Source organism: Hydrotalea flava (assembly GCF_001623405.1).
Taxonomy (GTDB): Bacteria; Bacteroidota; Bacteroidia; order Chitinophagales; family Chitinophagaceae; genus Hydrotalea; species Hydrotalea flava.
In genome coordinates, this window is the sequence record NZ_LUHG01000041.1 from 46,473 (window position 1) to 70,070 (window position 23,598).

General features: G+C 37.5%; 21 protein-coding genes. 3 read left to right on the top strand and 18 right to left on the bottom strand.

The window, feature by feature from the left end:
- Window positions 1-13: 13 nt before the first annotated feature.
- The 18 genes from A0F92_RS03745 to A0F92_RS03830 all read right to left on the bottom strand — a co-directional run bounded on the left by A0F92_RS03745 (window position 14) and on the right by A0F92_RS03830 (window position 21,177).
- A complete protein-coding gene (locus A0F92_RS03745) occupies window positions 14-2,194 on the bottom strand; it encodes a cbb3-type cytochrome c oxidase subunit I (protein WP_068241848.1) in 2,181 nt (726 codons plus the stop codon).
- A 44-nt stretch (window positions 2,195-2,238) separates the two neighbouring features.
- Window positions 2,239-2,670, bottom strand: coding sequence for an RrF2 family transcriptional regulator (locus A0F92_RS03750; protein WP_068241978.1), 432 nt, complete (start codon window positions 2,668-2,670; stop codon window positions 2,239-2,241).
- A 109-nt stretch (window positions 2,671-2,779) separates the two neighbouring features.
- On the bottom strand, window positions 2,780-4,342 hold the full coding sequence (locus A0F92_RS03755) for a TSUP family transporter (protein WP_262490028.1): 1,563 nt from the start codon (window positions 4,340-4,342) through the stop codon (window positions 2,780-2,782).
- Window positions 4,339-5,049, bottom strand: a complete 711-nt coding sequence (locus A0F92_RS03760) for a DUF2490 domain-containing protein (protein WP_068241850.1) — start codon at window positions 5,047-5,049, stop codon at window positions 4,339-4,341. Before A0F92_RS03760 ends, A0F92_RS03755 begins: the two co-directional genes overlap by 4 nt.
- An 11-nt stretch (window positions 5,050-5,060) precedes the next feature.
- Window positions 5,061-6,731, bottom strand: coding sequence for an NADPH-dependent assimilatory sulfite reductase hemoprotein subunit (locus A0F92_RS03765; protein ID WP_068241853.1), 1,671 nt, complete (start codon window positions 6,729-6,731; stop codon window positions 5,061-5,063).
- A 24-nt stretch (window positions 6,732-6,755) separates the two neighbouring features.
- The gene (locus A0F92_RS03770) at window positions 6,756-8,450 is read right to left on the bottom strand and encodes a diflavin oxidoreductase (protein WP_068241855.1); all 1,695 of its coding nucleotides are present in this window, start codon (window positions 8,448-8,450) and stop codon (window positions 6,756-6,758) included.
- Complete coding sequence (gene cobA, locus A0F92_RS03775; RefSeq protein WP_068241856.1) at window positions 8,434-9,288, bottom strand: uroporphyrinogen-III C-methyltransferase; 855 nt, start codon at window positions 9,286-9,288, stop codon at window positions 8,434-8,436. The genes A0F92_RS03770 and cobA overlap by 17 nt, the downstream gene beginning before the upstream one ends.
- A gap of 69 nt (window positions 9,289-9,357) precedes the next feature.
- Window positions 9,358-10,269, bottom strand: a complete 912-nt coding sequence (gene cysK, locus A0F92_RS03780) for a cysteine synthase A (protein ID WP_068241858.1) — start codon at window positions 10,267-10,269, stop codon at window positions 9,358-9,360.
- A gap of 16 nt (window positions 10,270-10,285) precedes the next feature.
- Window positions 10,286-11,134 carry a serine O-acetyltransferase gene (locus tag A0F92_RS03785; RefSeq protein ID WP_253810120.1) on the bottom strand — a complete coding sequence of 283 codons (849 nt, stop codon included), beginning with the start codon at window positions 11,132-11,134 and terminating at the stop codon, window positions 10,286-10,288.
- Window positions 11,135-11,194: 60 nt separating this feature from the next.
- Window positions 11,195-12,436, bottom strand: coding sequence for a sulfate adenylyltransferase subunit 1 (locus A0F92_RS03790; protein WP_068241860.1), 1,242 nt, complete (start codon window positions 12,434-12,436; stop codon window positions 11,195-11,197).
- A gap of 23 nt (window positions 12,437-12,459) precedes the next feature.
- Window positions 12,460-13,377, bottom strand: coding sequence for a sulfate adenylyltransferase subunit CysD (gene cysD / locus A0F92_RS03795; protein WP_068241862.1), 918 nt, complete (start codon window positions 13,375-13,377; stop codon window positions 12,460-12,462).
- 20 nt (window positions 13,378-13,397) lie between these two features.
- Window positions 13,398-14,135, bottom strand: coding sequence for a phosphoadenylyl-sulfate reductase (locus A0F92_RS03800; RefSeq protein ID WP_068241864.1), 738 nt, complete (start codon window positions 14,133-14,135; stop codon window positions 13,398-13,400).
- A gap of 276 nt (window positions 14,136-14,411) precedes the next feature.
- On the bottom strand, window positions 14,412-15,662 hold the full coding sequence (locus tag A0F92_RS03805) for an NAD(P)/FAD-dependent oxidoreductase (protein WP_068241867.1): 1,251 nt from the start codon (window positions 15,660-15,662) through the stop codon (window positions 14,412-14,414).
- Between the two features lie 27 nt (window positions 15,663-15,689).
- Window positions 15,690-16,691: a 4-hydroxyproline epimerase gene (locus A0F92_RS03810; RefSeq protein ID WP_068241869.1), complete on the bottom strand. Its 1,002-nt coding sequence runs from the start codon at window positions 16,689-16,691 to the stop codon at window positions 15,690-15,692.
- Window positions 16,692-16,800: 109 nt separating this feature from the next.
- Window positions 16,801-18,276 (bottom strand): aldehyde dehydrogenase (NADP(+)), encoded by a 1,476-nt coding sequence (locus A0F92_RS03815; RefSeq protein WP_068241871.1) that lies wholly within the window; start codon window positions 18,274-18,276, stop codon window positions 16,801-16,803.
- A 54-nt stretch (window positions 18,277-18,330) separates the two neighbouring features.
- Window positions 18,331-19,242: a dihydrodipicolinate synthase family protein gene (locus tag A0F92_RS03820; protein WP_253810122.1), complete on the bottom strand. Its 912-nt coding sequence runs from the start codon at window positions 19,240-19,242 to the stop codon at window positions 18,331-18,333.
- Window positions 19,243-19,294: 52 nt separating this feature from the next.
- Window positions 19,295-19,519 (bottom strand): GYF domain-containing protein, encoded by a 225-nt coding sequence (locus tag A0F92_RS03825; RefSeq protein WP_068241872.1) that lies wholly within the window; start codon window positions 19,517-19,519, stop codon window positions 19,295-19,297.
- Between the two features lie 77 nt (window positions 19,520-19,596).
- Window positions 19,597-21,177 (bottom strand): S41 family peptidase, encoded by a 1,581-nt coding sequence (locus A0F92_RS03830; RefSeq protein WP_068241874.1) that lies wholly within the window; start codon window positions 21,175-21,177, stop codon window positions 19,597-19,599.
- 102 nt (window positions 21,178-21,279) lie between these two features.
- On the opposite strand from A0F92_RS03830, the gene A0F92_RS03835 reads away from it, so the two are divergent.
- Genes A0F92_RS03835 through A0F92_RS03845 form a run of 3 tightly spaced genes read left to right on the top strand, consistent with a single transcriptional unit; the run spans window position 21,280 to window position 23,518 of the window.
- Window positions 21,280-22,122, top strand: a complete 843-nt coding sequence (locus A0F92_RS03835; protein WP_167516788.1) for an N-acetylglucosamine kinase — start codon at window positions 21,280-21,282, stop codon at window positions 22,120-22,122.
- A gap of 9 nt (window positions 22,123-22,131) precedes the next feature.
- On the top strand, window positions 22,132-22,962 hold the full coding sequence (gene murQ, locus A0F92_RS03840; protein WP_068241876.1) for an N-acetylmuramic acid 6-phosphate etherase: 831 nt from the start codon (window positions 22,132-22,134) through the stop codon (window positions 22,960-22,962).
- Entirely contained in the window at window positions 22,955-23,518 is a 564-nt protein-coding gene (locus A0F92_RS03845) for a hypothetical protein (RefSeq protein ID WP_068241878.1), read from the top strand. The genes murQ and A0F92_RS03845 overlap by 8 nt, the downstream gene beginning before the upstream one ends.
- The last annotated feature ends 80 nt before the right edge of the window (window positions 23,519-23,598 follow it).

Below are 23,598 nucleotides of genomic sequence, written 5' to 3' on the forward strand. Positions count from 1 at the left end.
ATTGTTAAATAAATTAAATAATTGCTTGTGCTCCACTTTCACTTGAATTGTTTACAACTAACTTTTCCAAGGCCACCTCCGTTACATTCAATTCAACATTTCCTGAAAACATTTTATATAAGTTGTACGCAAACAGCAGATGTGAAAACCACATTAAACTTCCGCCAATAGCCCTCCACAACCAATAAGGCGCCATCATGACTACCGAATCAATAAATGGTTTCCCTTCTATCCACATATTCCCTTTTAATGTAGCCCCAATCATTAATGGTATGGTATAAAATAATAACCCCACCAAAGCAAACCAGAAATGTGCACCAATGGTAAGCTGTGGCGCCTCTTTTCCTGTTAGTCGCGGTACAACTGCATAAATACCTGCCCAAAGAAAAAAAGAAATGATACCATACATGGTTAAATGTGAATGTGCAACAGTAAAATCGGTAAAATGCCAGATTAGGTTAGAAGAACGAAAAGCCTCGGCCGTTCCCTGCATAGAACCCGAAAAATAAAAGATGATGCCTACCAGAAAGAAAGGCAAAGTATAACTATCAGATACCTTATACCATGCTCCTTTAAATGTCATTAGAAAGTTGGTGGTACCTGCAATTACCGGAATGGCCATACCTGCACTACCCACTATAGCAACAGTTTGCAACCACCAGGGTATAGCACTGAAAACAAAATGGTGTGTGCCAATTAACGTATAAAATAAAATCTGAGTCCAAAAAGCCAATATACCAAGGCTATAAGAATAGATGGGTCTATTCAGTTGTTGTGGCAAAAAATAATACACAATACCTAAAGTAAACAGCATAAACCACATACCCACGCCCTGGTGCATATAATAACCTTGTATGATGGTTTCGCCTAATGCATCCTGCCAAAAAGGAAGATAGGCAACCAATGCAATGACCAACCCAAACATAATACCGGAAACAATGTACCAGTTAGAAATATAAATTTCTTTGGTGGTGCGCCTGGCAATAGTTTGTAAAAAATTAATGAGGGTTAACACCAATCCTATTCCGAACAATGCCATTACCGGCCAAATATATTCACGATACTCGCCACCGGCATTATTAATGCCAGCCATTAAACAGACTGAACCTAAAATAACTGCAGCATTAATGAAATAGAGCGTATACCATCCTTTTTTAAAACTGGCTAATGGTGCATTACTCACTTTTGGAACAATATAGTATCCTAAACCCAACATACCTAAAGAAGCCCATCCCCAAAATACCGAATTGGTGTGAACAGGTCTTAAACGCCCGAAACTTAACCAACTGATATGATCTGCATCTGGTGCTACAAATTTTATTCCGATGTACTCCCCTATTGTTGTTCCAAAAATTAGCCAAAAAGCGGCACAACCAATATACCATAATACCAATTTAGATAAAGCAGGGTCAATATTGGGGCGTTTCAAAGCACGTTTCTTTGCTGCGGCAATCGGCAATTCAGTCTGATCAGGATCAGTTTGTATCAATCCACGTTTATCGAACGGCGGGGCATTGCCTGATAATTCATTATTATGAAGTGAAAAATCTAAAGCAGCTTTTCTTTGCATCAATGCTGCATCTAAATTCACATCATCTTTTTGCTGCAGATACTCCGCCAGTTTTTCAGCTTCTTTAATTTTTAAATTATTTCGATATCGCTTTAAAACATTCATCACTTTTACAATCATAATAATAATCCCCAATAAAATGGGTGTTAAAATTAGAATTGTGGTGATGACAATTCCGGCCTCTCCGGTTACAGTTTGAGCCGGGCCCTGCGCCAATAATTGCTGTGCAAAAAACAGGAACACTAAGAACAAGAACGTCTTTCCTGCAGTACCCACCCCACTATTTTCATTTTGATGATTGTTACGCTTTCTTTTTTGCTTCCATAAAAAATATTGATCAATTTGCTCAGCTGTAAACCGACTGATATAAGTGGATATGTTTTGTTCAATATTTTCCTGATCAGACTGAAGTTGTTCTTTATTCATTTCCTTTACTTTTAACTGAAGTACAAAGGCTGCCAGTAATACCAGAATTAATAATGTAATAATGATGAGCATGATTCCTGTAATGGATTGAAAACTAAATGAACTGGGTATACCATCCTGTGCAAATACATGGTTCAAAGGAAAAGCAACCAACAGCAATATTGCACCAATTAGAAATAGTCTAAATTTTTTCAACATAAAAATATATTAAGAGGTTTTTATCTTTTATTAAAGCAAAAAAATTATCTTTTTAAAACGGCCAGCTTTTTTTCCAACAATTCATTAAACTCACCCAGTCTGGCACGTTGCAATAACTCAAAAATTTCAGCGCGTATTTTCTTAAAATCGTTATGAATGGGACATGGCAATTTTTCAGAACATTGTTTTAAGCCTAATCCGCATCCGTTAAAAATTTTATCGCCATCTATTGCTTTCACAACATCGGCCAGTGTATATTGTAAATTACTTTCATCTAAATAAAACCCGCCAGTTGGGCCTTTTAAAGATTGTATTAAACCCTTTCTGCTTAAGTCTTGTAATATTTTCCCTAAAAAATATTCCGGAGAGCCAATGCCTTTAGCAATATCTTTAATACTAACCTTTATGCCGTGTTTAGACTTTTGTGCAATATATAAAATTGCCCGGATAGCGTATTCACATGTTTTTGAAAACATATTCATGGTTTGTGGGCACAAAAATAATATAAAATTAGAAACAAAGGAGTTTTTTATCTTTTATTAATAAAAATTTCTTTTTTTAACAATCAGATGTTTTTAAAAAAAGCTAAATAAAAAAGAAATGTAATGCCTTCCATAGTGTGATAATACTGGTTATCATGACCATTATACCAACCGCTACATACATTTTTTTGACAGGCAACCTCCCTGCTAATTTTGCGGCTATAGGCGCTGCCAAAACACCCCCAATAATTAAACCGGCTACATCAAACAATGGAATATGTTTTAATACAATAAAAAAAGTAAGTGCGCTGGCAAATACAACAAAAAATTCAGCCAAACAAACCGAACCAATTACATAACGCGGATTTTTACGTTTTGAAATTAATGTACTGGTTACCAAAGTTCCCCAACCACCGCCGGCAAAAGCATCGGTAAATCCGCCAATACCCGCCAGCCAACCGGCACGCTTTACTTTATTGCCATTACGTTGTGCAGCAAATGCCTTGCATATTATATGATATCCCAGAAATAAAGTGTAAAATGATAATGGAATTTTGATATAAAAAGCATATTGCTGCACCATACTTGCCAATGTGGCTCCCAATACAGCACCAAGCATGCCCGGCACCACTAAACTTTTAAACAATTTTTTATTAATGTTACCAAACCGATGGTGCTGATAACCTGATACACCACTTGAAAAAACTCTGGCAGCATGCACCCTGCTACTTACAATAGCAGGATTAACACCATTAGCCAAAAGAAAAGTAGTAGAAATGGTGCCATACCCCATGCCTAATGAACCATCCACCAGTTGAGCAATAAACCCGGTTAATAACATGATTGCAAAAACCTGCCAATCAATTAAATGTACCAGATGGTGCAAGCCCACACGCCAGCTAAATTCAGGAATCAATGAAAGAATTGTATGCCCCAGTATCATAAACACAAAAGCAAACAAACACCATTTTACAATTTGTTGCCATTTTTTTTCCTTGGGGGTCTGTAATTTTATATCGTTCAATTGCATATTTTTTGCAACCAATGTTTGTGTAAGCTGATTGAGGTGCTTTACCTTATCAGCAAAATTTCCAGCTAATTGATTTCTAATGTGTTGCATATTATACAGCAAGGCATCTACGTCATCCGGTATTATTTCATACAATAGTTCTTTTAATCGTTTTGCAATGGTAGGCGATTTACCATTGGTTGAAATGGCAATTTTTAAATTACCTTTTTGCACCACTGAACCCAGATAAAAATCACATAGTGCAGGTTTATCAGCTACATTCACCAATAAATTCATTGCATGCGCATCTGCCCGAATGGTTGCAGCCAACTCAATATTATTTACTGCCACAAACACCAATTGTTGATTTTTTAAGAAAGAAGGTTCATATTTCTGTTGTACAATAGTAATATGCGTATTGACTGCAGCAATTGCATAAATTGCCGGTTTAATTTCGGTAGCTACAATTGTAATAGGTGTAGCAGGGGCATTTTGTACAATACTTTGCAGTTTTTCCATGGCAATATTTCCACCACCTACTATCAATACAGCCATTGTTTCTAATTTGAAAAATACGGGAAACAAATTGTTCTGCTCAGTACTGTTTGCATTTGCAGGAGCTACCTCTAAATATGGTTGAATAATATCGACATTCATGGCTTTGAATGGAATTCGTGATAAATATTGAATCGAATGATATGTTGGTTATCTCTATAATCCAACGCACCGACAGACTTATATTGGCATTGGTACATATATTGCAATTGACAGCTCAATGTTTTATGATGCATATAATAAATACCTGAAAAAATTCTCAACACATCCACAACATTGGTTTTATTGGCAACCAACATACATTCAGTACCGATTTCTCCAACATAAATTGGTGAAACAGGAAATGTAACTGCCATTTTATTTCGCCATCTGTTGGCATAAGCAAAAGATTGTGTGCCATCTACAGCTTTTTTTTGTAACCATCTTTCTTCCCAACGGGTTCTGTTCGTGAGGGTGAAGTGATTGATTGGAATTTGAAAAGCATTTTCCTGCCATAATCTATATTCATCTAAATAAATATTTTCAAGATGTAACTGACCGGCAGATTTAAAATAGGCAGTCCCGGCTGTAATTGTCCATGTCGGTGTGATTGAATACGCAATCCCAGATCGTATGAGCATTTGCGATAATTGCGAAAATCCGTATTTGGAGCGCAACTGCATATCGCCGGAAATTTTCCATTTTTCAGAAACGGGTGCTGAAAAAAAATAACCGGCCCAAACAGCGGAAGTACTTGTATTCACAGATTGTGCTGCAACACTACAAAAAAGCCCTGAAAATGAAATAGTATATATGATTTGCCTGATCAAAGCAAAAAATTTTAGGTATTAAAAAAATAATTATTCGCAAAATCACCAAAACGTTCACCTGATTTTCGGTTCAATTTAAATTGCCGGAAGCAGTTATCTAAAGTTACAAGAATGGTTGCTTCTTCTAAATTTTCACGATATAGTTTATTGAGTCTGTATCCTTCATAATCGCCACCAAGATATAAGTTGTATTTACCGTATGCAGTGCCTATCAAGCCTATTTCAGCTGCATAAGAACGGGCACAACCATTGGGGCAACCGGTCATTCTAATAATAATCGCTTCTTGCTCTAATTCGTATTTTTTTAACAGCAATTCAATTTTAGTTAACAAATCGGGTAAATAGCGTTGTGCTTCTGCCAGAGCTAAAGGGCAGGTAGGAAATGCTACACAAGCCATTGACCGTTGCCTAACAGATGAAGTAGACTCATTTTGAGTGATAATACCATATTCAGTTAAGATAGATGCAACTCTTGACTGATGTTGCGGTGCAATATCGCTGATAATTACATTTTGATTACAGGTAAACCGAAAATTTGCAATGCCTGCCTGTGCAATTTTTAATAAAGCAGTTTTTAATTGAACGTGGGGGGTATCTGTAATTCTGCCATTTTCAACAAAAACAGTATAATACCATTTACCAACGTGGTTTTGATGCCATCCTAACTGATCTGCTCTTTCTACAAATTGATAGGGTTTTTCGGTTTCAAATGTATATCCGCTCCTGGCCTCAATTTCCTTTTTAAACCAATCTATACCATATTTATCAACGGTATATTTTAAACGTGCAAATTTTCTGTCAGCTCTGTTACCATAATCGCGTTGTATGGTTGCCACAGCATAAACTGTTTTTAAAACATTTTCCTCGCCCTGCACAAATCCAATCACCGTTGCTAATCGCGGATAAGTATCTGAATTACCATGTGTAGATGCCAGACCGCCTCCAATGGCTATATTAAATCCTATAAGCACATTATTTTCAATAATCGCAATTAAACCAATATCATTTGCAAAAACATCCACATCATTATTCGGTGGAATTGCAATGGCAATTTTAAACTTACGGGGCAAGTATCTGTCTTGGTACAAATCATCCTTTTCTGCTTCCGGTTCATATATTATTTGATCATCCAGCCATATCTCTGCATATCCTTTGGTTTTAGGAAGCAACCTGGCGCAGATTTTATCTGCAATGGCAAATACTTGTTCATGCACAGGTGAATAAGCAGGATGTGCACTGCACAATACATTCCTGTTAATATCTCCACAAGTGGCAATGGTTGTTAAGTCAGCATGATGAAATGCCTGCAATGTTGGTTTAATATTGGCTTTAATAATACCGTGCAATTGTATGGTTTGCCTGCTGGTTATTTTTATAACACCGGTAGTATACGTACCGGCGGCATGATGTATGGCCACCCATTGCTGTGGCAACATAAAACCACCCGTTAATCGCAAACGAACCATGAATGTATACAAACGTTCCAATTTTTTTTCGGCGCGTTCTTCTCTTCTGTCCCGATCATCCTGTTGATACATTCCATGAAATTTGATGAGGGCCTGATCATCTTCCCGAATGGCACCCGTATGTTCATCCTGCAAGCTTTCAGCAAGGGTACCACGTAATCCGCGACTTGCCATTTTAATTTTTTCGATATTGGAAAGTTTAATATTATCTGACATACAAACAATTTTGTTTTTTAAAAATTAGTATACTTCCTTTACAAACCTGCCTTCATTTTTTAGCTGTTGAAAAAAAGCAACTGCATTTGAATATTTTCCTGAAGTTGCAATCATGTCAATAATTGCCTGATCTAGTTTTGCACCTGTAAAATCTTTTTCTCCACTTACAAAAACATAGGCACCCTGTTCTATCCATTGTATAAAAGTGGCTGCATGATGCTGTAACTTTTCTACTAATGTTGCAGGTTGCATTACATTATGTTGGAAGCAAAGATGTAACTGATGTATATGCCCTGTTGCATACCAATCTTGAATTTCGGTTTGATATAAAAAGTCAGTAGTGAAATTATCTTCTTCAAAAATTAACCAGTTTTTCCCTTCTGCACCTGCATTATCGCGTTGCAAAAGAAAAGAACGAAAAGGTGCAATGCCTGTTCCATGCGCTATCATTATTATGGGCACATCATCCTGTGGCAATTTGAAGCGTTTGTTTTTTTGCACAAAAAAATGAATGGGTGATTGGAGGGGCATTTCAGATAAATAATGTGAGCACAAACCATTTTTTTCAGCCTCATTTATATAAAATCTTTCCAGATTTATGGTTAAATGAATGGCATTTTCATTTGCAATAGGTGAAGAAGCAATGGTATACAATCTGGGCGATTGCGCCTGCAATAATGCTATGAATGGTTCTAATTGAGATTGAGTTTTTAATGGATAAATTTTTAATAGATCCAATAAATCCATTCTGGTTCCAGGAATATCCTGCTCCGTTAATGCTGCATATTTTTTTATTATCTTTTCAGATAAGTTCAAAATATTTAATTTTTTGCTCAACAATGTATCGATAGCATAGGACTCATCTTTATATAAAAATTTTTTTTCTGGATGTACCTGAAGTAAGTGTAAAATTTCATCCACAACATGAGCAGGATTTTCAGGATAAACACCAATGGAATCTCCCGGCTGATAATCAACTGAATCTGCCGCAATTTCAATATGAAATGTTTGTTTACAAGAACCTTTATCGTTCAATACTATTTTTTTATCAATCAGTCCGCTATAAGTTTGTTTTGCTGTTTTGGATACAATTGCAACGTTTTTAGATGCTGCATTATTTGATGCTGGAAAATTGTTGGTTAGCAATTTTTCAATGAGCCCATTAAACCAGTTATTGGCATCCACTTCATAATCCACATCACATTTGGCCAGTTCATGAATTCTTTTTGCGCCTAACCTATTCAATTGCATATCCACATCTTCACCCGTTTTACAAAACAAAGGATAGCTGCTATCACCCAAACCAAGCACTGCATATTGCAAATGATTTAAGTTAATTTGTGTTTGATGCAAATATTCATAAAATGAAAGTGCAGCAGCAGGTGGCTCTCCATCGCCCTGAGTGCTAATAACTACTACCAATAGAGATTCTTTTTCAAGATCTTTAGGTGTATATTGATCTAATCCAATTAATTTAACCAAACATTTCTTTTGTTTAGCCAGCGAAGCAAACTGTGTGGCCAATTGTTTGGCATTACCGGTTTCGGTTCCATACACAATGGTTAATTTAGGCTTAACGTTTGTAGCAGGTAAAGTAACCACTTCTGTTGTATCCTGTTGAATAATTCCGGCAATATATCCGTTTATCCATATAAGCTCTTCTTTACTGGAGCTTTGAACCAGATCAATGATTGTTTTGAGTTTAGGTGCGGCTAACATAAGGTTGCATTAATTCATGATGTAAATAAGGTTCGGCAGTGCCGGTAACGGATGGAAAATAAAGCGCATGTTGTGGATTACTACTTTTAAACCAATTGAATTGATGGCTTAATGATGCCACTTTCCCAATAATTACCAATGAAGGAGAAAGAAATTGCATGGAACCAAATTGCAATAAAAAATTACGAACAGGAGCACCATACACCTGCTGCATAGAGGTAGTTGCCTGTTCAATAACGGATATCCATTTATGTTCATCAATACCAGACTGCCGTAAATGTTCAATTAAAGGTTCTAAAGTTTCAGATGACATATACCAAACCAAAGTATCATCTGTTTTGGCCAAATCGTGCCAATAGGAATCAGGAATTAAATTTGTTTTATAGTAAGTCAAAAAGCGGACTGCCGTGGCATAATTACGAGCTGTTAATGGAATACCTGCATAAGCTGCAGCACCCGAAGCGGCTGTAATACCGGGAACAATTTCAAAAGGGATGGAATATTTTTTCAAAATTTCCAATTCATCTAGTACATTCGAAAAGAAAGACACATCTCCTCCTTTTAATCGCACCACCAATGGTTGTGAAGTTGCATACTGCACTAGCAAAGTATTGATGGTTTCCTGCGAAGTGGACAAGCCATATCGGCATTGCTTACCTACCGGAATGATGGTTGCATGTGGATTTACATAACGTTCCAGTATGGCTTCACTTACCAACCTGTCTACCAATACCACATTGGCCTGTTGTAAATATTGAACCGCTTTTATAGTAATTAAGTCTGGATCTCCCGGTCCTGCACCAATGATGATTACTTTTCCTTTGTATGTAGTTTTCATTAGTCTACTTTTTTAGTAGGATAAAATATCAAAAAATTATCTCTAATCTTATTAGAGATAAAAATGTTTTTAAAACAATCCCTCAACAGATAAATAACGTTCGCCTGTATCGTAATTAAAAGTAAGGATTGCATTATTTTCCGGAATGTCAGATAGTTGTTGTGCAATGGCTGCTAATGATGCACCTGTAGAAATACCTGCCAATATGCCTTCTTTCTTTGCCAATTGTTGCGTATAATGAAAAGCATCATCTTTACTTACTTTAATGGCACCATCTAGTAATTTAACATTGAGAATAGATGGAATAAAACCTGCGCCAAGCCCTTGTAAAGGATGTGGCCCCGGTGCACCACCACTGATGACAGGTGATAATTCAGGTTCAACAGCAAAAATTTTGATGGATGGCCATTTTTCTTTCAAAACTTCTGCAACACCGGTAATATGTCCACCAGTACCTACACCCGTTATCAAATAATCAATTCCATCCGGAAAATCAGCCACAATTTCATGTGCAGTAGTTTGATGGTGAATTTTTGTATTCGCCTGATTATCGAATTGCTGGGGCATCCAGGCTCTATGATTATCATATACCATTTCGTTCGCTTTTTCTATAGCCCCCTTCATGCCTTTTTCACGAGGCGTCAACACAAATTCGGCTCCGTATAATGCCATTAATTTCCGGCGCTCAACACTCATGCTTTCCGGCATTACTAAAATAACTTTGTATCCTTTTACAGCAGCAACCATAGCAAGACCAATACCTGTATTGCCGGAAGTAGGTTCCACGATAATACTATCTGGATGCAGTAATCCTTTTTTTTCTGCGTCTTCAATCATCGCTAATGCAATCCGGTCTTTAATACTTCCACCCGGATTCATTCTTTCCAATTTCATCCATACCTGATGTCGGGTTCCAAAAATTTTTTTTAACTGAACATGTGGTGTATTTCCAATAGTTGCTAATATATTGCCTGCCTTCATGATATGATGTATTAATTTAAATTACAAAATTGAGTGGTTCGGGAAATGGATTATTATCTCTTACTTTAATTTCACTTTTGTGATACACTACCGAATATGGCTCTACACTATAGGTTAACCAAACATTGCCACCTATAATACTATCATGGCCAATGATGGTATCACCACCTAAAATGGTTGCACCAGAATATATCACAACATTATCTTCAATAGTAGGATGCCTTTTGGTGGCAGCATCTTTTTTATCAACACTTAACGCACCAAGCGTAACCCCTTGATATAATTTAACATGATTACCCAGCACACTGGTTTCGCCAATTACCACACCGGTACCATGATCAATAGAAAAAGCATGGCCAATTTGTGCACCGGGATGAATATCAATCCCGGTTTTACTATGGGCGTACTCTGTAAACATTCTTCCTAAAATCTTTAAATTCAAATGCCATAACACATGCGAAAAACGGTAAACTGCTGTAGCAAAAAAACCGGGATAGGCTACTAATACTTCTTCCAATGTTTGTGCAGCGGGATCCGATTGTAAAATGGCATGCGCATCTTCTAATAATGCATCATACACATTCGGCAATTGTTCAAAAAAGCGGCGAATAATTGCGTCTGCAGGCAATTCTTCCTGAATAAATCCTTTAATCATACTTTGAAAGCGTACCCTTAAATCTGCATAATCGCGTTGTATCGCCAACAACCCACCCTCTCCATTATTTTTTGGAATGAACAATAATTGAAATAAATCAGATACAAAACTTTCGGTTGCTGCTTTATCGGGAAAAACCTGAAAACATTTGTCGTTGCGCAGATATAACTTTTCTAAAAATAATGTTTCATCCATAATTGTATACAACATCTGGTTTTCAATAAAGTTTCCTACAACATTTTTGTAATAGATTCATCTATATCTTTCTTTTTACTGTAACATACAGGCACCTACTGTAACATTGGTTGCTTCATCAATTAATATAGCACCTCCATTTGCGCTAAGTGTGTTATAACTATCAAAAGCCAGTGGTGATGCTGTTTTCAAAACAATTTTAGCAATTTCGTTCAGTCCAATGTATGATACATTGTTTTTTTGTTCCAATGTATTTACATCTAAAGCATACTGTATTTCGCTAACCATACATTTTACCATTGTACTGTTTATCTGAAGCCAATAACGGTTTCCTTTTTGCAATGGTTTTGCATCCATCCAGCAAATTAAAGTTGTAATTTCTTTAGAAACAGTTGGTAACTGATGTGAAGGAACAATTAAATTTCCTCTGCTTACATCAATATCGTCTTTCAAATGTAACACAATACTTTGTGGTGCAAAAGCTTCGTTCACTTTTTTACCATTGTGTTCAATATAATCGATGGTGGTGGTGAGTCCTTCCGGAAGCACCGTTACGGCATCACCCTGCTTGAGTATTCCACTAATTAATTTGCCTGCATAACCGCGATAGTCGTGCCATTCAGGGCTTTGTGGCCGTATAACATATTGAACAGGAAAGCGGGTTATGTTCAAATTTACATCCTGATGGATGGAGATATTTTCTAAAAGTGATAATAAAGACGGTCCATCATACCAGCTTAATAATTCTGATTTTTCAACAATATTGTCGCCATTCAAGGCACTGATAGGTAAATAAGTAATATTGTTTAATCCTAATGACTCAGCTACTGCGGCATAATCTATTACAATGTTATTGAAGGTATCTTCTGAATAATCCACCATATCCATTTTATTAATGGCAATAATGACATGCGGAATTTTTAACAATGCAGCAATGATGGAATGACGTTTGGTTTGCTCTACTACCCCATTACGAGCATCAATGAGAATGATAATCAAATTCGCATTCGATGCGCCGGTAACCATGTTGCGGGTATACTGTACGTGGCCGGGTGCATCTGCAATAATGAACTTTCTTTTAGGGGTTGAAAAATATTTATACGCCACATCAATGGTAATACCTTGCTCTCTTTCTGCTCTTAAGCCATCTGTCAATAATGCCAAATCAATCTCACCCAATGCTTTGTGTTTGGTTTGTTGCTGAATGGCTGTTAACTGATCAATCATAATAGATTTACTATCATACAACAATCGACCAATTAATGTACTTTTGCCATCATCCACACTACCTGCAGTAATAAATCTCAAAATATCCATAAATTATTTTTTTGGTTATATTATTAAAAATATCCATTTTTTTTACGGTCTTCCATTGCAGCTTCAGAAACCTTGTCATCAATTCTGGTTTCACCACGTTCACTGGTTTTGGTGGCAATAATTTCTGCAATAATATCATCAATATTGGTGGCAGTTGATTCTATTGCGGCAGTACATGACATATCCCCAACTGTTCTATAACGTACTTGCTTTGTTGTAATACAATCATCTTCTGCAATTTGAATAAAGGGCGAAACAGCAACCAATTGTCCTTCATACTCAATTACTTCACGCTGATGTGCAAAATAGATAGAAGGCAGTGCTATCTGATGCCGCTTTATATAATTCCAGATATCTAACTCTGTCCAATTGCTAATGGGAAATACCCGAACATTTTCACCTTTATGAATTTTACCATTATAGATATTCCATAACTCGGGACGTTGCAGTTTGGGATCCCACTGCCCAAATTCATCCCGCACAGAAAAAATTCTTTCTTTGGCACGTGCTTTTTCTTCATCGCGGCGTGCACCGCCAATACATGCATCAAACTTAAATTCTTCAATAGCATCTAAAAGTGTAAAGGTTTGCAATGCATTTCTGCTGGCAAATTTGCCTTTAGGTTCAGGTAAATTTTTAGAACGCATGGTATCTTCCACTTTTCTAACAATTAATTGCTCACCTATTTCATGCACCAATGCATCTCTAAATTGTAATACTTCCGGAAAATTATGTCCGGTATCAATATGTAATAAAGGAAAGGGAAAATTGCCCGGCCTGAATGCTCTTAAAGCCAAGTGAACTAAAGTAATGGAATCCTTTCCCCCACTAAATAATAATACCGGTTTCTCGAACTGACCGGCAACTTCCCTAAAAATGTGAATAGCTTCCGATTCTAATTGGTCTAAATGATCTAAATGATATAAATGATATTTTTCCATAACAACTACTTTAAAATTTTTTAACGATGAACAGTATTGTCAGCATGTACGTGCAAACCGCATTCTTTTTTTGTGGCATCCTCCCACCACCATCTTCCGGCTCTAAAATCTTCACCAGGTTGTACAGCTCTGGTACAAGGTGCACAACCAATACTTACAAAGCCCCTGTCATGCAAAGGATTATAAGGAACATCGTGTTGCTGAATGAAAGTTTTGACTGTTTCAGTTGTCCAATGTAAAATGGGATGAAATTTAATTATTGCATGACTACTGTCCCATTCCAACATGGGTAAATCTTTTCTATCGGGCGAATGTTCGGCACGCAAACCGGTAATCCATACTGCATTACCCAGCAATGCCTTTTGTAAGGGTTCCACTTTGCGGATGAAACAACATAGTTTTCGGTTTTCGACCGAAGCATAAAAAGCATTGGGACCATTTTGGGTTACAAAGTTTTGCAATGTGTTTGCCTCAGGATAATAAGCGGTTATTTGCGCATTGTACTTTTCTTTTGTTCTTTCCCATACGGAATAGGTTTCAGGAAAAAGCCTTCCTGTATCTAAGGTAAATATTTTAATATCCAGTTGATGTTTTAGAATCCAATAAGTAATGGCCTGATCTTCTATACTAAAACTGGTTGAAAAAACAACTTTACCCGGAAATTGAGCTGCCAAAAATTGCAGTGCTTCCAATTCTGATAATCCCTGAAGTTGCGTTTGAAAATGTTGAAGGTTGGGTGATATTTTTACTGATTCCATGATTTGCAATTGTTTGAATGAATTGAAATAAAATGCGGCTACGGCTTCTGCTTCAACAACAACAATTGCACATATTGAAAGGGTATTTATTCATGAATTGAAATTATTAGTCTACTAATTTAGTAGGCAAATATAGTCTACCATTTTTATAGATTATTAAATTGAAGATTAAAAATTTATTAACCAAGCTTTCAGTAGGTTGAAACTCAATAAAAACAAGTGTTATGCAATAATAAAATATTTGAAACATTGTAGTAAAAACTTAAAAATGCAGTATTAATCGAACCGATTTACCCGGAATGCATCCAGCGCAATGGATGATTTTTGTTCATTGATGATTTCAGTTACCAATTTACCGGTTCCGGCACCCAAACTGAGCCCCAACATAGAATGACCGGTTGCAACCACCAAATTTTTCCATTGTTTGGGCCTGCCTATATAAGGCAACCCATCGGCAGAACAAGGCCTGAAACCATACCAAATCTGCTCAACGGGTGGCACAGGAATCTTAAAATAAGGATAAAAGCGTTGTACTGCCTGTAACAAACCGGCAACACGTTTTATTTTAGGTGGTGTTGAGGTTGTGGTAATTTCCATGGTACCACCAAAACGAATTTTATTGCCGTCCATTGGTGTTAATGCCGCCCTGCCTTCTAATAGAATTGCGGGATAATTAATATGGTAAGGCGAATTTTCAAGCGTTACAGAATATCCCCTACCCGGCATCAATGGAATTGAAAAACGCAATTGTGCCGCCAATTCACGGCTCCAGGAACCGGTTGCCAAAACATATGCATCGGCTTCATAAGTTGCTTTTGCAGTTACAATAGATTTTATTTGTTGATGTTCCGTATGAAAACCCTTTACTGCTTCATTTGTCAACAATGCTACTCCGCTATTTTTTAAATATTGCAGTAATTGCGCCATAAGTTTATTGGGATACAGATGTGCATCGCACTTAAAATAAATAGCGCCGAGTGCATTGATTTTTGTTTGTGGCTCTTTGGCCTGTAATGCACTATAATCCAACAATTCCGTATCCATTAAGCCCAATTGATGTGCTTTCTCAACGGTATGTTTTGCGTGGTCAGCTCCTTTTTCGGTTTGAAAAATTTCTAACAGACCTTTGTGTTCATAAGAGAAATGAAAATTGGGTTGTGCTGCTAAGGTTTCGTAGATATGCTGGCTGAATAAAGCAATATCACGCAATGGAACGGCAGCTTTTTCAACCTTCTCCGGTGTAGCGCTTCGCATAAATTGCCAACCCCATTCAATGAGCGATTTACTGAAACGGGGTTGAACATAAAACGGACTGGTATCATTCAACATCCACTGCAACCCTTGTTTTACAATACCCGGAGTTGCCAGCGGAATAAAATGACTGGGACATACATATCCTGCATTGCCGTAAGAACAGTTATTCAGCATATCTGTTTGGTCTATTACCGTTACTTCATGCCCGGCCTGATGCAGAAAATAAGCACTACTTAAACCAATAATGCCACCGCCAATTACAATTATTTTCATGGTTGCTTTTATTTAATTTATTTAAAATTACAAAACCTGAAAACCCAATGCATAAGAATCATCATCCGTATCAATTTGAATGGTATTATAGCCGTATACTTTTGCCCAGCCTTCAATACCCGGCCTGATAGCAGGTTTGCCCCCTATCATCAGCTCTTCTTCAATAGTACCCTTAAATATGGAGCCGATTATACTTTCATGCACAAAAATATCACCCTTTTTTAATAACCCTTTGGTGTACCATTGTGCCATTCTTGCAGAAGTACCGGTACCACAAGGGCTGCGGTCAATGGCCTTTTCGCCATATACAACTGCATTACGGGCTGTTGAATCATGATTCAATACTGCACCTGTAAATAACACATGGCTGCAGCCTTTAATGGTTTCATTTTCCGGATGTACAAAATGGTGTTGCGCATTCACCGCTTTTTTGATGGAACGGGCAAAATAAATTAATTGATCAGCAGTATAATTTTCTAACCCTTTGAAGTTTTGCTGCACATCAATAATTGCATAGAAATTTCCTCCATAGGCTACATCTACCCATAAACTTCCCAACCCATCACATTCAATTGCAATGGCTTCCGCTGCCAAAAATGAGGATACGTTAGTTAATTTAACGCTGGTAACTTTTTTGTTTTCTTCTGTATATTCAATTGGCACAATTCCTGCCGGCGTTTCCAAACGCAAATGCCCAGGATGTTTGGGAACAATTAATCCCTCCTGAATGGCAATGGTAACAGTGCCAATGGTACCATGGCCGCACATGGGCAAACAGCCACTGGTTTCAATAAACAGCACAGCCATATCATTTTCGGGATGATGGGGTGGATATAAAATGCTACCGCTCATCATATCATGTCCACGGGGCTCAAACATCAAACCCTTTCTAATCCAATCAAATTCCTGCAAAAAATGCTGTCGTTTTTCGCTCATATTTTTTCCCTGTAAAACAGGGCCACCTCCGGCTATTAACCGTACCGGATTGCCGCAAGTATGCGCATCAATACAAAAAAATGTTTTTTTCATATATAGAAGGAGCTCCTGTTATGAATATTAAATACCGAAAAGGAAAATTTTTGCAAATTCCATGTATCCAAATCAATAAAAAAATAACACCATGAATATAAGCACACAGTTAAGAAACTATAGCCTCTTTGGTAAGCTGATTATTGACCATGCGCCAAATTTTGTATGGATTACTGTTCTTTAATTCAGCCGGTAATAATGATTCCGGCGCATTTTGAAAAGCCACTGGCCTTACCCATCGTTTTACAGCATGAATACCAACAGCAGTGAAACGACTGTCGGTACAGGCAGGATATGGCCCCCCATGTACCATTGCCGGACATACTTCAACACCGGTAGGTACACCATTGAAAACAATTCTTCCTGCAATTTCTGTAGCAAACCATGTTATCTCCGGCAAATTTTCAAAATCAGTTTCGGTACCCATAATAGAAGTGGTAAGCTGCCCGCTAACAGTTTTCCAAACAGCCAATAATTCCTGCATGTCGGCACATTGCACTACCAATGAATAAGGCCCAAATACTTCTTCTTTTAATAATGGGTTGTTTAAAAAAACGGTAGCAGTAACTGTTGCCACAGTTGGCAATGCATCCATTTCATGTAACACAGCTTTACTCTGCTGTACCAGCGTTACTCCTTTTTGTGCCAATGCGTGTTCCATTTTGGTAAAATAAGCCTGATGAATACCCTGGTGCAACATGGCTGCAGGTATAGAGGCTTCAATTTGACGGCTTAATTCCTGTAAAAAAATATTAAGCTGTTCATTTTTAATACAAAGTATTAAACCGGGATTGGTACAAAACTGCCCCATACCCAAAACAATAGAAGCTGCATATTCTTTTGCAATAGCTGCAGCTTTTTCTTTCATGGCATCAGGCAATAACAGTACCGGATTGATGCTACCCATTTCTGCAAAAACGGGAATGGGCTTTTCGCGCTCAGCAGCATAATGGTACAAAGCCCGGCCTCCACTTAGTGAACCGGTGAAACCAACACCTGCCGTTAGCGGATGTTGCACCAATGCCTTTCCGGCTTCAAATGAACTATCCGTTACATGTTGTACGGTATACAAGGGCATATTGTTTTTTTGTATGGCCGTTTGTATGGCCTGAAATACCATTTGTGAAGTGGCCGGATGTGCAGGATGTGCTTTTACAATTACCGGGCAACCCGCTGCCAGGGCACTGGCCGTATCGCCACCGGCTGTGGAATAGGCAAATGGAAAATTACTGGCACCAAAAACAACAATGGGGCCAATAGGAAACAACATTCTGCGCAAATCTGGCTTTGGCGGAGTTCTGTTTGGTAGGGCTGTATCAATTACCGCTTCCACCCAACTTCCTTCCATCAACATATCTGCAAACAGATTCAATTGACCGGTGGTTCGGGCACGTTCGCCACGTAAACGCTCAATAGATAAATTGGTTTCTGTTACGGCCTGTTGCAATAAAGCATCACCAAGTGCATCTATTTCTGTTGCAACAGATCGAAGAAAAACAGCTTTCTGCTCCGGTACGTATTGTTTCAAAGCCTGCATAGCTGCAGCAGCATTTTCTAACACTTCATGAATGGAATTGGTTAACATAGTTCTGTAATTTGAATGGATTAGAATTGGCCATTTTTTGCCAACGCCTGCATTTTAAAATTTGGGCAATCCCGGATGCGTGGCAATGGCATGATGAATTAATTGCAGCAGTTGCTCATATTCTGCACCTTCAGGTACCAAACGTGGCGCTCTAACATAGGTACTGCCTAAACCGGTTACCATTTGCGCCAGCTTAATATATTGCACTAATTTAGGATGAATGTCTAATTCCAATAAAGGTAAAAACCAACGATGCAGTGCAACCGCCTCATCATAACGCTTTGTTTTTACCAATTGATATAATGCAACCGTTTCGTTTGGAAAAGCATTGACTAATCCGGCAACCCATCCATCTGCACCCATCATGAAAGATTCTGCAGCAATGGTATCTACACCGCACAATATGGAGAACCGGTTACCGAAATGATTTTTCAGCCTTGATACGTTGGTAACGTTTCGGGTAGATTCTTTAATAGCCACAATATTGGCTATTGGTTCCAGCGCTTCCAATATTTCGATAGTAATTTCTGTACCATAGTCAACCGGATTATTGTATAGCATTATTGGCAATGAAGTAGCTTCTGCAACGGTCTTTAAAAAATAAATTGTTTCCCTTTCATCGCTTTTATAACGCATAGGGGGCAACAACATAAAACCACTAACAAAATTTTTTGTACCAAGCTCAACTTGTTGAATCGCTTCATTGATAGTTGCCGCTGCAATATTCAATAATACCGGAACGGTTCGGTTGCTTACAGCCGCTGCAGTTTGCAATAAAATTTGCTTTTCATCCAAAGTTAGCACTGCTGCCTCACCTAATGACCCGCCAACAATTAAACCATTTACGCCGGCAGCTAATTGCGCATGAATATTTTTGGATAACAGCTCCAGATCTACAGTATCATTTGCGGTAAAAGGAGTAGTTAGTGCAGGAAAAATACCTTTCCATTCTGTTACTGCCATCATTTTTTTTATAAAGCTAAGGAACTAAAGGAATTGAAAACACAGTTCAGAACAATTATTTTAAAAAGGAAAATACCCGTTGAAAAAACGATAAATCATTCCGATTGCCGGTTGCAACAATACATGGCGCCAAATGCGATAATTCTTCTACCGGCGTCCAGTCATATAAGCCTTCATACCAAACTTTGTCTGATATTTTTAAACCGCGTTTTTTTATTTTTTTTAAGTTAAAAGGGCCTATAATCAATTTACCTTCTCTTAAAATATAAATTTCTCCCATTCAGTAAATACTTTTTTTCAATCAGGCAAAGCAATCTAATCAAATTTATTCTCTCAAAAACGAATTCGTTTAAAAAACTATTGCATTTGTTGTACTGCTTTTTCAAAGGTTTCATCATTTGCATTCATAATTTCATAATAACCTGCAGGGCCAAAAAGCTGACGTGCCATTAAAGCCTTGATGCGTAAAGCCAGTTCCTTTTTTGCAATATCCGATTGAGGCATCTTCAGTTTATCTGATTTAAGATAGGTTTCCAGTTCACTCCACTGGGCATTGTTCAATTGAAAAGCCTGTTCAAATGCAAGAATAGTTTTAAAATTATCAAAATAACTTCTATTCCTTAGATAAAATTTATACACAAACCAGTTGATGGTGTTTTTTGAAAAAATTTTATTCAGCGAAGAACGTAACAAAGTAGTATCATACGGAACAAAAATATCAGGGGTAATTCCACCGCCGCCATATACCAAATGCCCATTGGGTGTTTTGTAGGCGGGTCCATTTAATTTAGAAGAATCTAATTTTAGCAATTCGCCATCATGAAAGCGGTTAATCAGTTCATCTTCATAAGCTTCTTTGCCTTTATTATAAGGCTTCTGAATATTTCTTCCCAGCGGGGTGTAATAACGTGCTACAGTTAACCGAAGTGCCCCTCCGTTACTGAGTTGAAATTGCTGTTGCACCAACCCTTTACCAAAAGTTCTACGTCCAATAATGGTAGCGCGGTTCCAGTCTTGTAATGCACCTGATAACACTTCACTGGCCGATGCAGTGGTTTCATTAACCAAAACCACCAATGGATTTTTTTCAAAAATTCCATCTCTTTTACAGCGATAATCTGTTCTGAGAGAATGAGCACCTTCGGTATATACAATTAATTTATCATCATCTAAAAACTGATCGGCAATAGCTGTAGCTTCTGTTAATATTCCGCCGCCATTACCCCGTAAATCAAGTATTAGTTTTTTCATCCCCTGCTTTTGCAAACTTTCCAATTTTTGCATAAATTCTTCAAAAGTACGTTCGCCGAAACGGTTAATTTTAATATAACCAATTTCGGATGTAACCATGTACGCCACTTCAACAGAAGGCACCAGAATACTTCCGCGTTTAACCGTAATATTTTTGAATTGACCGTTGCGCAACAAAGTAATTTTTACCAATGAGCCTGATGGACCACGCAATTTATTTTTGATGCTGTCAGGATTCATGTTGCCTACCAACCCAATAGAATCGTTGGCTTTTAACAATGCATCGCCTACCATTATTCCTGCTTGTGCAGCCGGCCCATTCGGAATAACGCTTACTACATTAATAGTATCATTAAAAATTTGAAATTCAACACCAATTCCCTGAAAATTACCCATCAATTCTTCGTTTACTTCTTTCACTTCTTTAGGAGGAATATAAATAGAATGCGGATCCAAATTCGCCAATGATTGTTCAATCACCGCTTGTTTAAAACTATCCGGACGAATGGCATCAACGTATTTGTTATTAATTAAATCTATTACTTCCTGCACAGAAGAAGGGCCTCCATTGTGCAAAAAACTTCCGGATGATGTGCTTTGATTGAGTTGATAACCCAGAACCATACCAATCACTAAAATAACAGACAATAACAATGGCAACCAAATACTTAATTTTTTTCCTGACATAATATGCTGCTTCTTTGTATCTTAATTCAAGATTGCGAATATCCGTATTAATGTTGAAATGACTGATTCATTGTTCAACACTACCGTAAAAAACAATTTGTTATGGCTATTAAATTGATTGCAGACAGTGGCGCTACCAAATGCGAATGGTGCCTGATTCAACCTCGCAAAAAAACAGTTTTTACAACACAGGGGCTAAGTCCGTATTTTCTGTCCAAAGGCACCATGATTAAAATTATACAAACAGAAGTTTTACCCCATCTAAAACAAGCACAGGCAATTGATGAAATTTATTTTTATGGCACAGGTTTAAGCAATATAAATCATGTTAAAATGATGCGGGCAGTATTAAAAACCCTGTTTAAACAGGCTGCTATTGAAATAAATACCGACATTCTGGCTGCCGCCAGAGCATTGTGTGGCCATGAAAAAGGAATTGCCTGCATTTTGGGTACCGGCTCAAACTCCTGTTATTTTAATGGCAAAAAAATTATCAAGAACAGTCCGGGTATAGGATATATTTTAGGTGATGAAGGCAGTGGCGCTTATTTGGGCAAAAAGGTAATTCAATATTATTTATACCAAACATTTGATGCCGACCTAATGGATCGTTTTAACCAAAAATATGCCTTAACACCAAAAGAAATTTTAGAAAATGTATACCAACAACCTTTGGCCAATCGTTATTTAGCCGGGTTTGCTTTATTTCTTGCAGAAAACCGCGGCCATTATATGATTGAAAATATTATAGAGGATGGATTGAATGATTTTTTTTACCAGCATTTATTAAAATACAAGGAAATTTGGGAATATCCTATTAATTTTATTGGCAGTGTTGCATTTGGATTTAGCGATATTTTGCAGGAACTTTGCCAGGTATACGAAATACAAATTGGCAAAATACTGCAAAAACCCATGCAGGGGCTGATTGAATACCACCGATAATTATGTTTTATGAGTGAATTGACGAAAATTACAGAACAACCTTCGCCGTACAGACATTTAGAAAAAATGTCTATAAAAGAATTATTACAACAAATTAATCAGGAAGACAAAACCGTTCCACTTGCTGTTGAAAAAGCCATTCCACAAATAAAAGAATTGGTAGCTGCCATTACAGATGTAATGCTTGCCGGCGGCCGTTTATTTTATATGGGTGCCGGCACCAGTGGTCGCCTCGGTATATTAGATGCCAGCGAGTGTCCTCCTACTTTTGGCGTTCCTTACGGATTAGTAGTAGGCATTATTGCCGGGGGCGATAAAGCCATTACCCACGCCGTAGAAAATGCAGAAGATAGTTTAGAACAGGGCTGGAAAGATTTAGAAAGCTACCGGGTAACAAAAAATGATTTTGTAATTGGCTTAGCTGCCAGTGGTACAACCCCTTATGTAGTGGGTGCTTTAGAAGCCTGTAAAAAAAGAAATATACCCACCGGAAGTATTTCTTGTAACCCTCACTCTACTATCAGTTCAATAGCTGATTATCCGGTTGAAGTAATTGTAGGCCCCGAATTTGTTACCGGCAGCACTCGTATGAAAAGTGGCACTGCCCAAAAACTGGTATTGAATATGATTTCAACCAGTGTAATGATTCAATTAGGACGAGTTGAAGACAATAAAATGGTAAATATGCAGCTCACCAACGCCAAGCTGGTAGACAGAGGTGCAAAAATGGTAATGGAACATTTGCACAACCATAACTACGAACAAGCAAAATCTTTATTATTGCAGTATGGCAGCGTAAAAAAAGCAATTGAGGCCGCCAGAACAAATCACCATGCATAATATTGAACCTTTTTATAACTGGCGGCATATTTATATTTCTGAAGAAGACAAACACTCTCCTTTCTACGGAAGAACATATAGTGAATTTGAATATTCACAAACCATCTATAACTATTATATTCATCCACAATGGGACGATTTTGGAAGTAAAACACTGTACCTTAAAATACTTTTTGCAGATTACGACTGTCATTATGCCATAATTGAAATGATAGGCGAATGGAATGATGCCATTGAAAACGATATTATGGAACTGAAGCGGGAAGTATTAGACCCATTATTTTCGGAACACATTACCAAATACATTTTAATTACTGAAAATGTATTGAATTTCCATAGCAGCGACAGGGAGTATTATCAGGAATGGTTTGATGAGGTTACCGAAGAAAACGGCTGGATTGTAGCTTTAAATATGCCTGAAGCCACGCAACAGGATTTTAGAAAGAAAAAATTAAATTATTACATTGAACTGTTAGATATACCTGAATGGCGCGTTTTTAAACCACAACATTTATTTAGGAAAATTGATGATATGTTTCAAAAACGTTTGGAATAACAAAATACCACACTTCCATTCAAAGGATTCTAATACCCATTTTGTTACTCGCATGGTTTCCTGTAAATTCACATTTCATT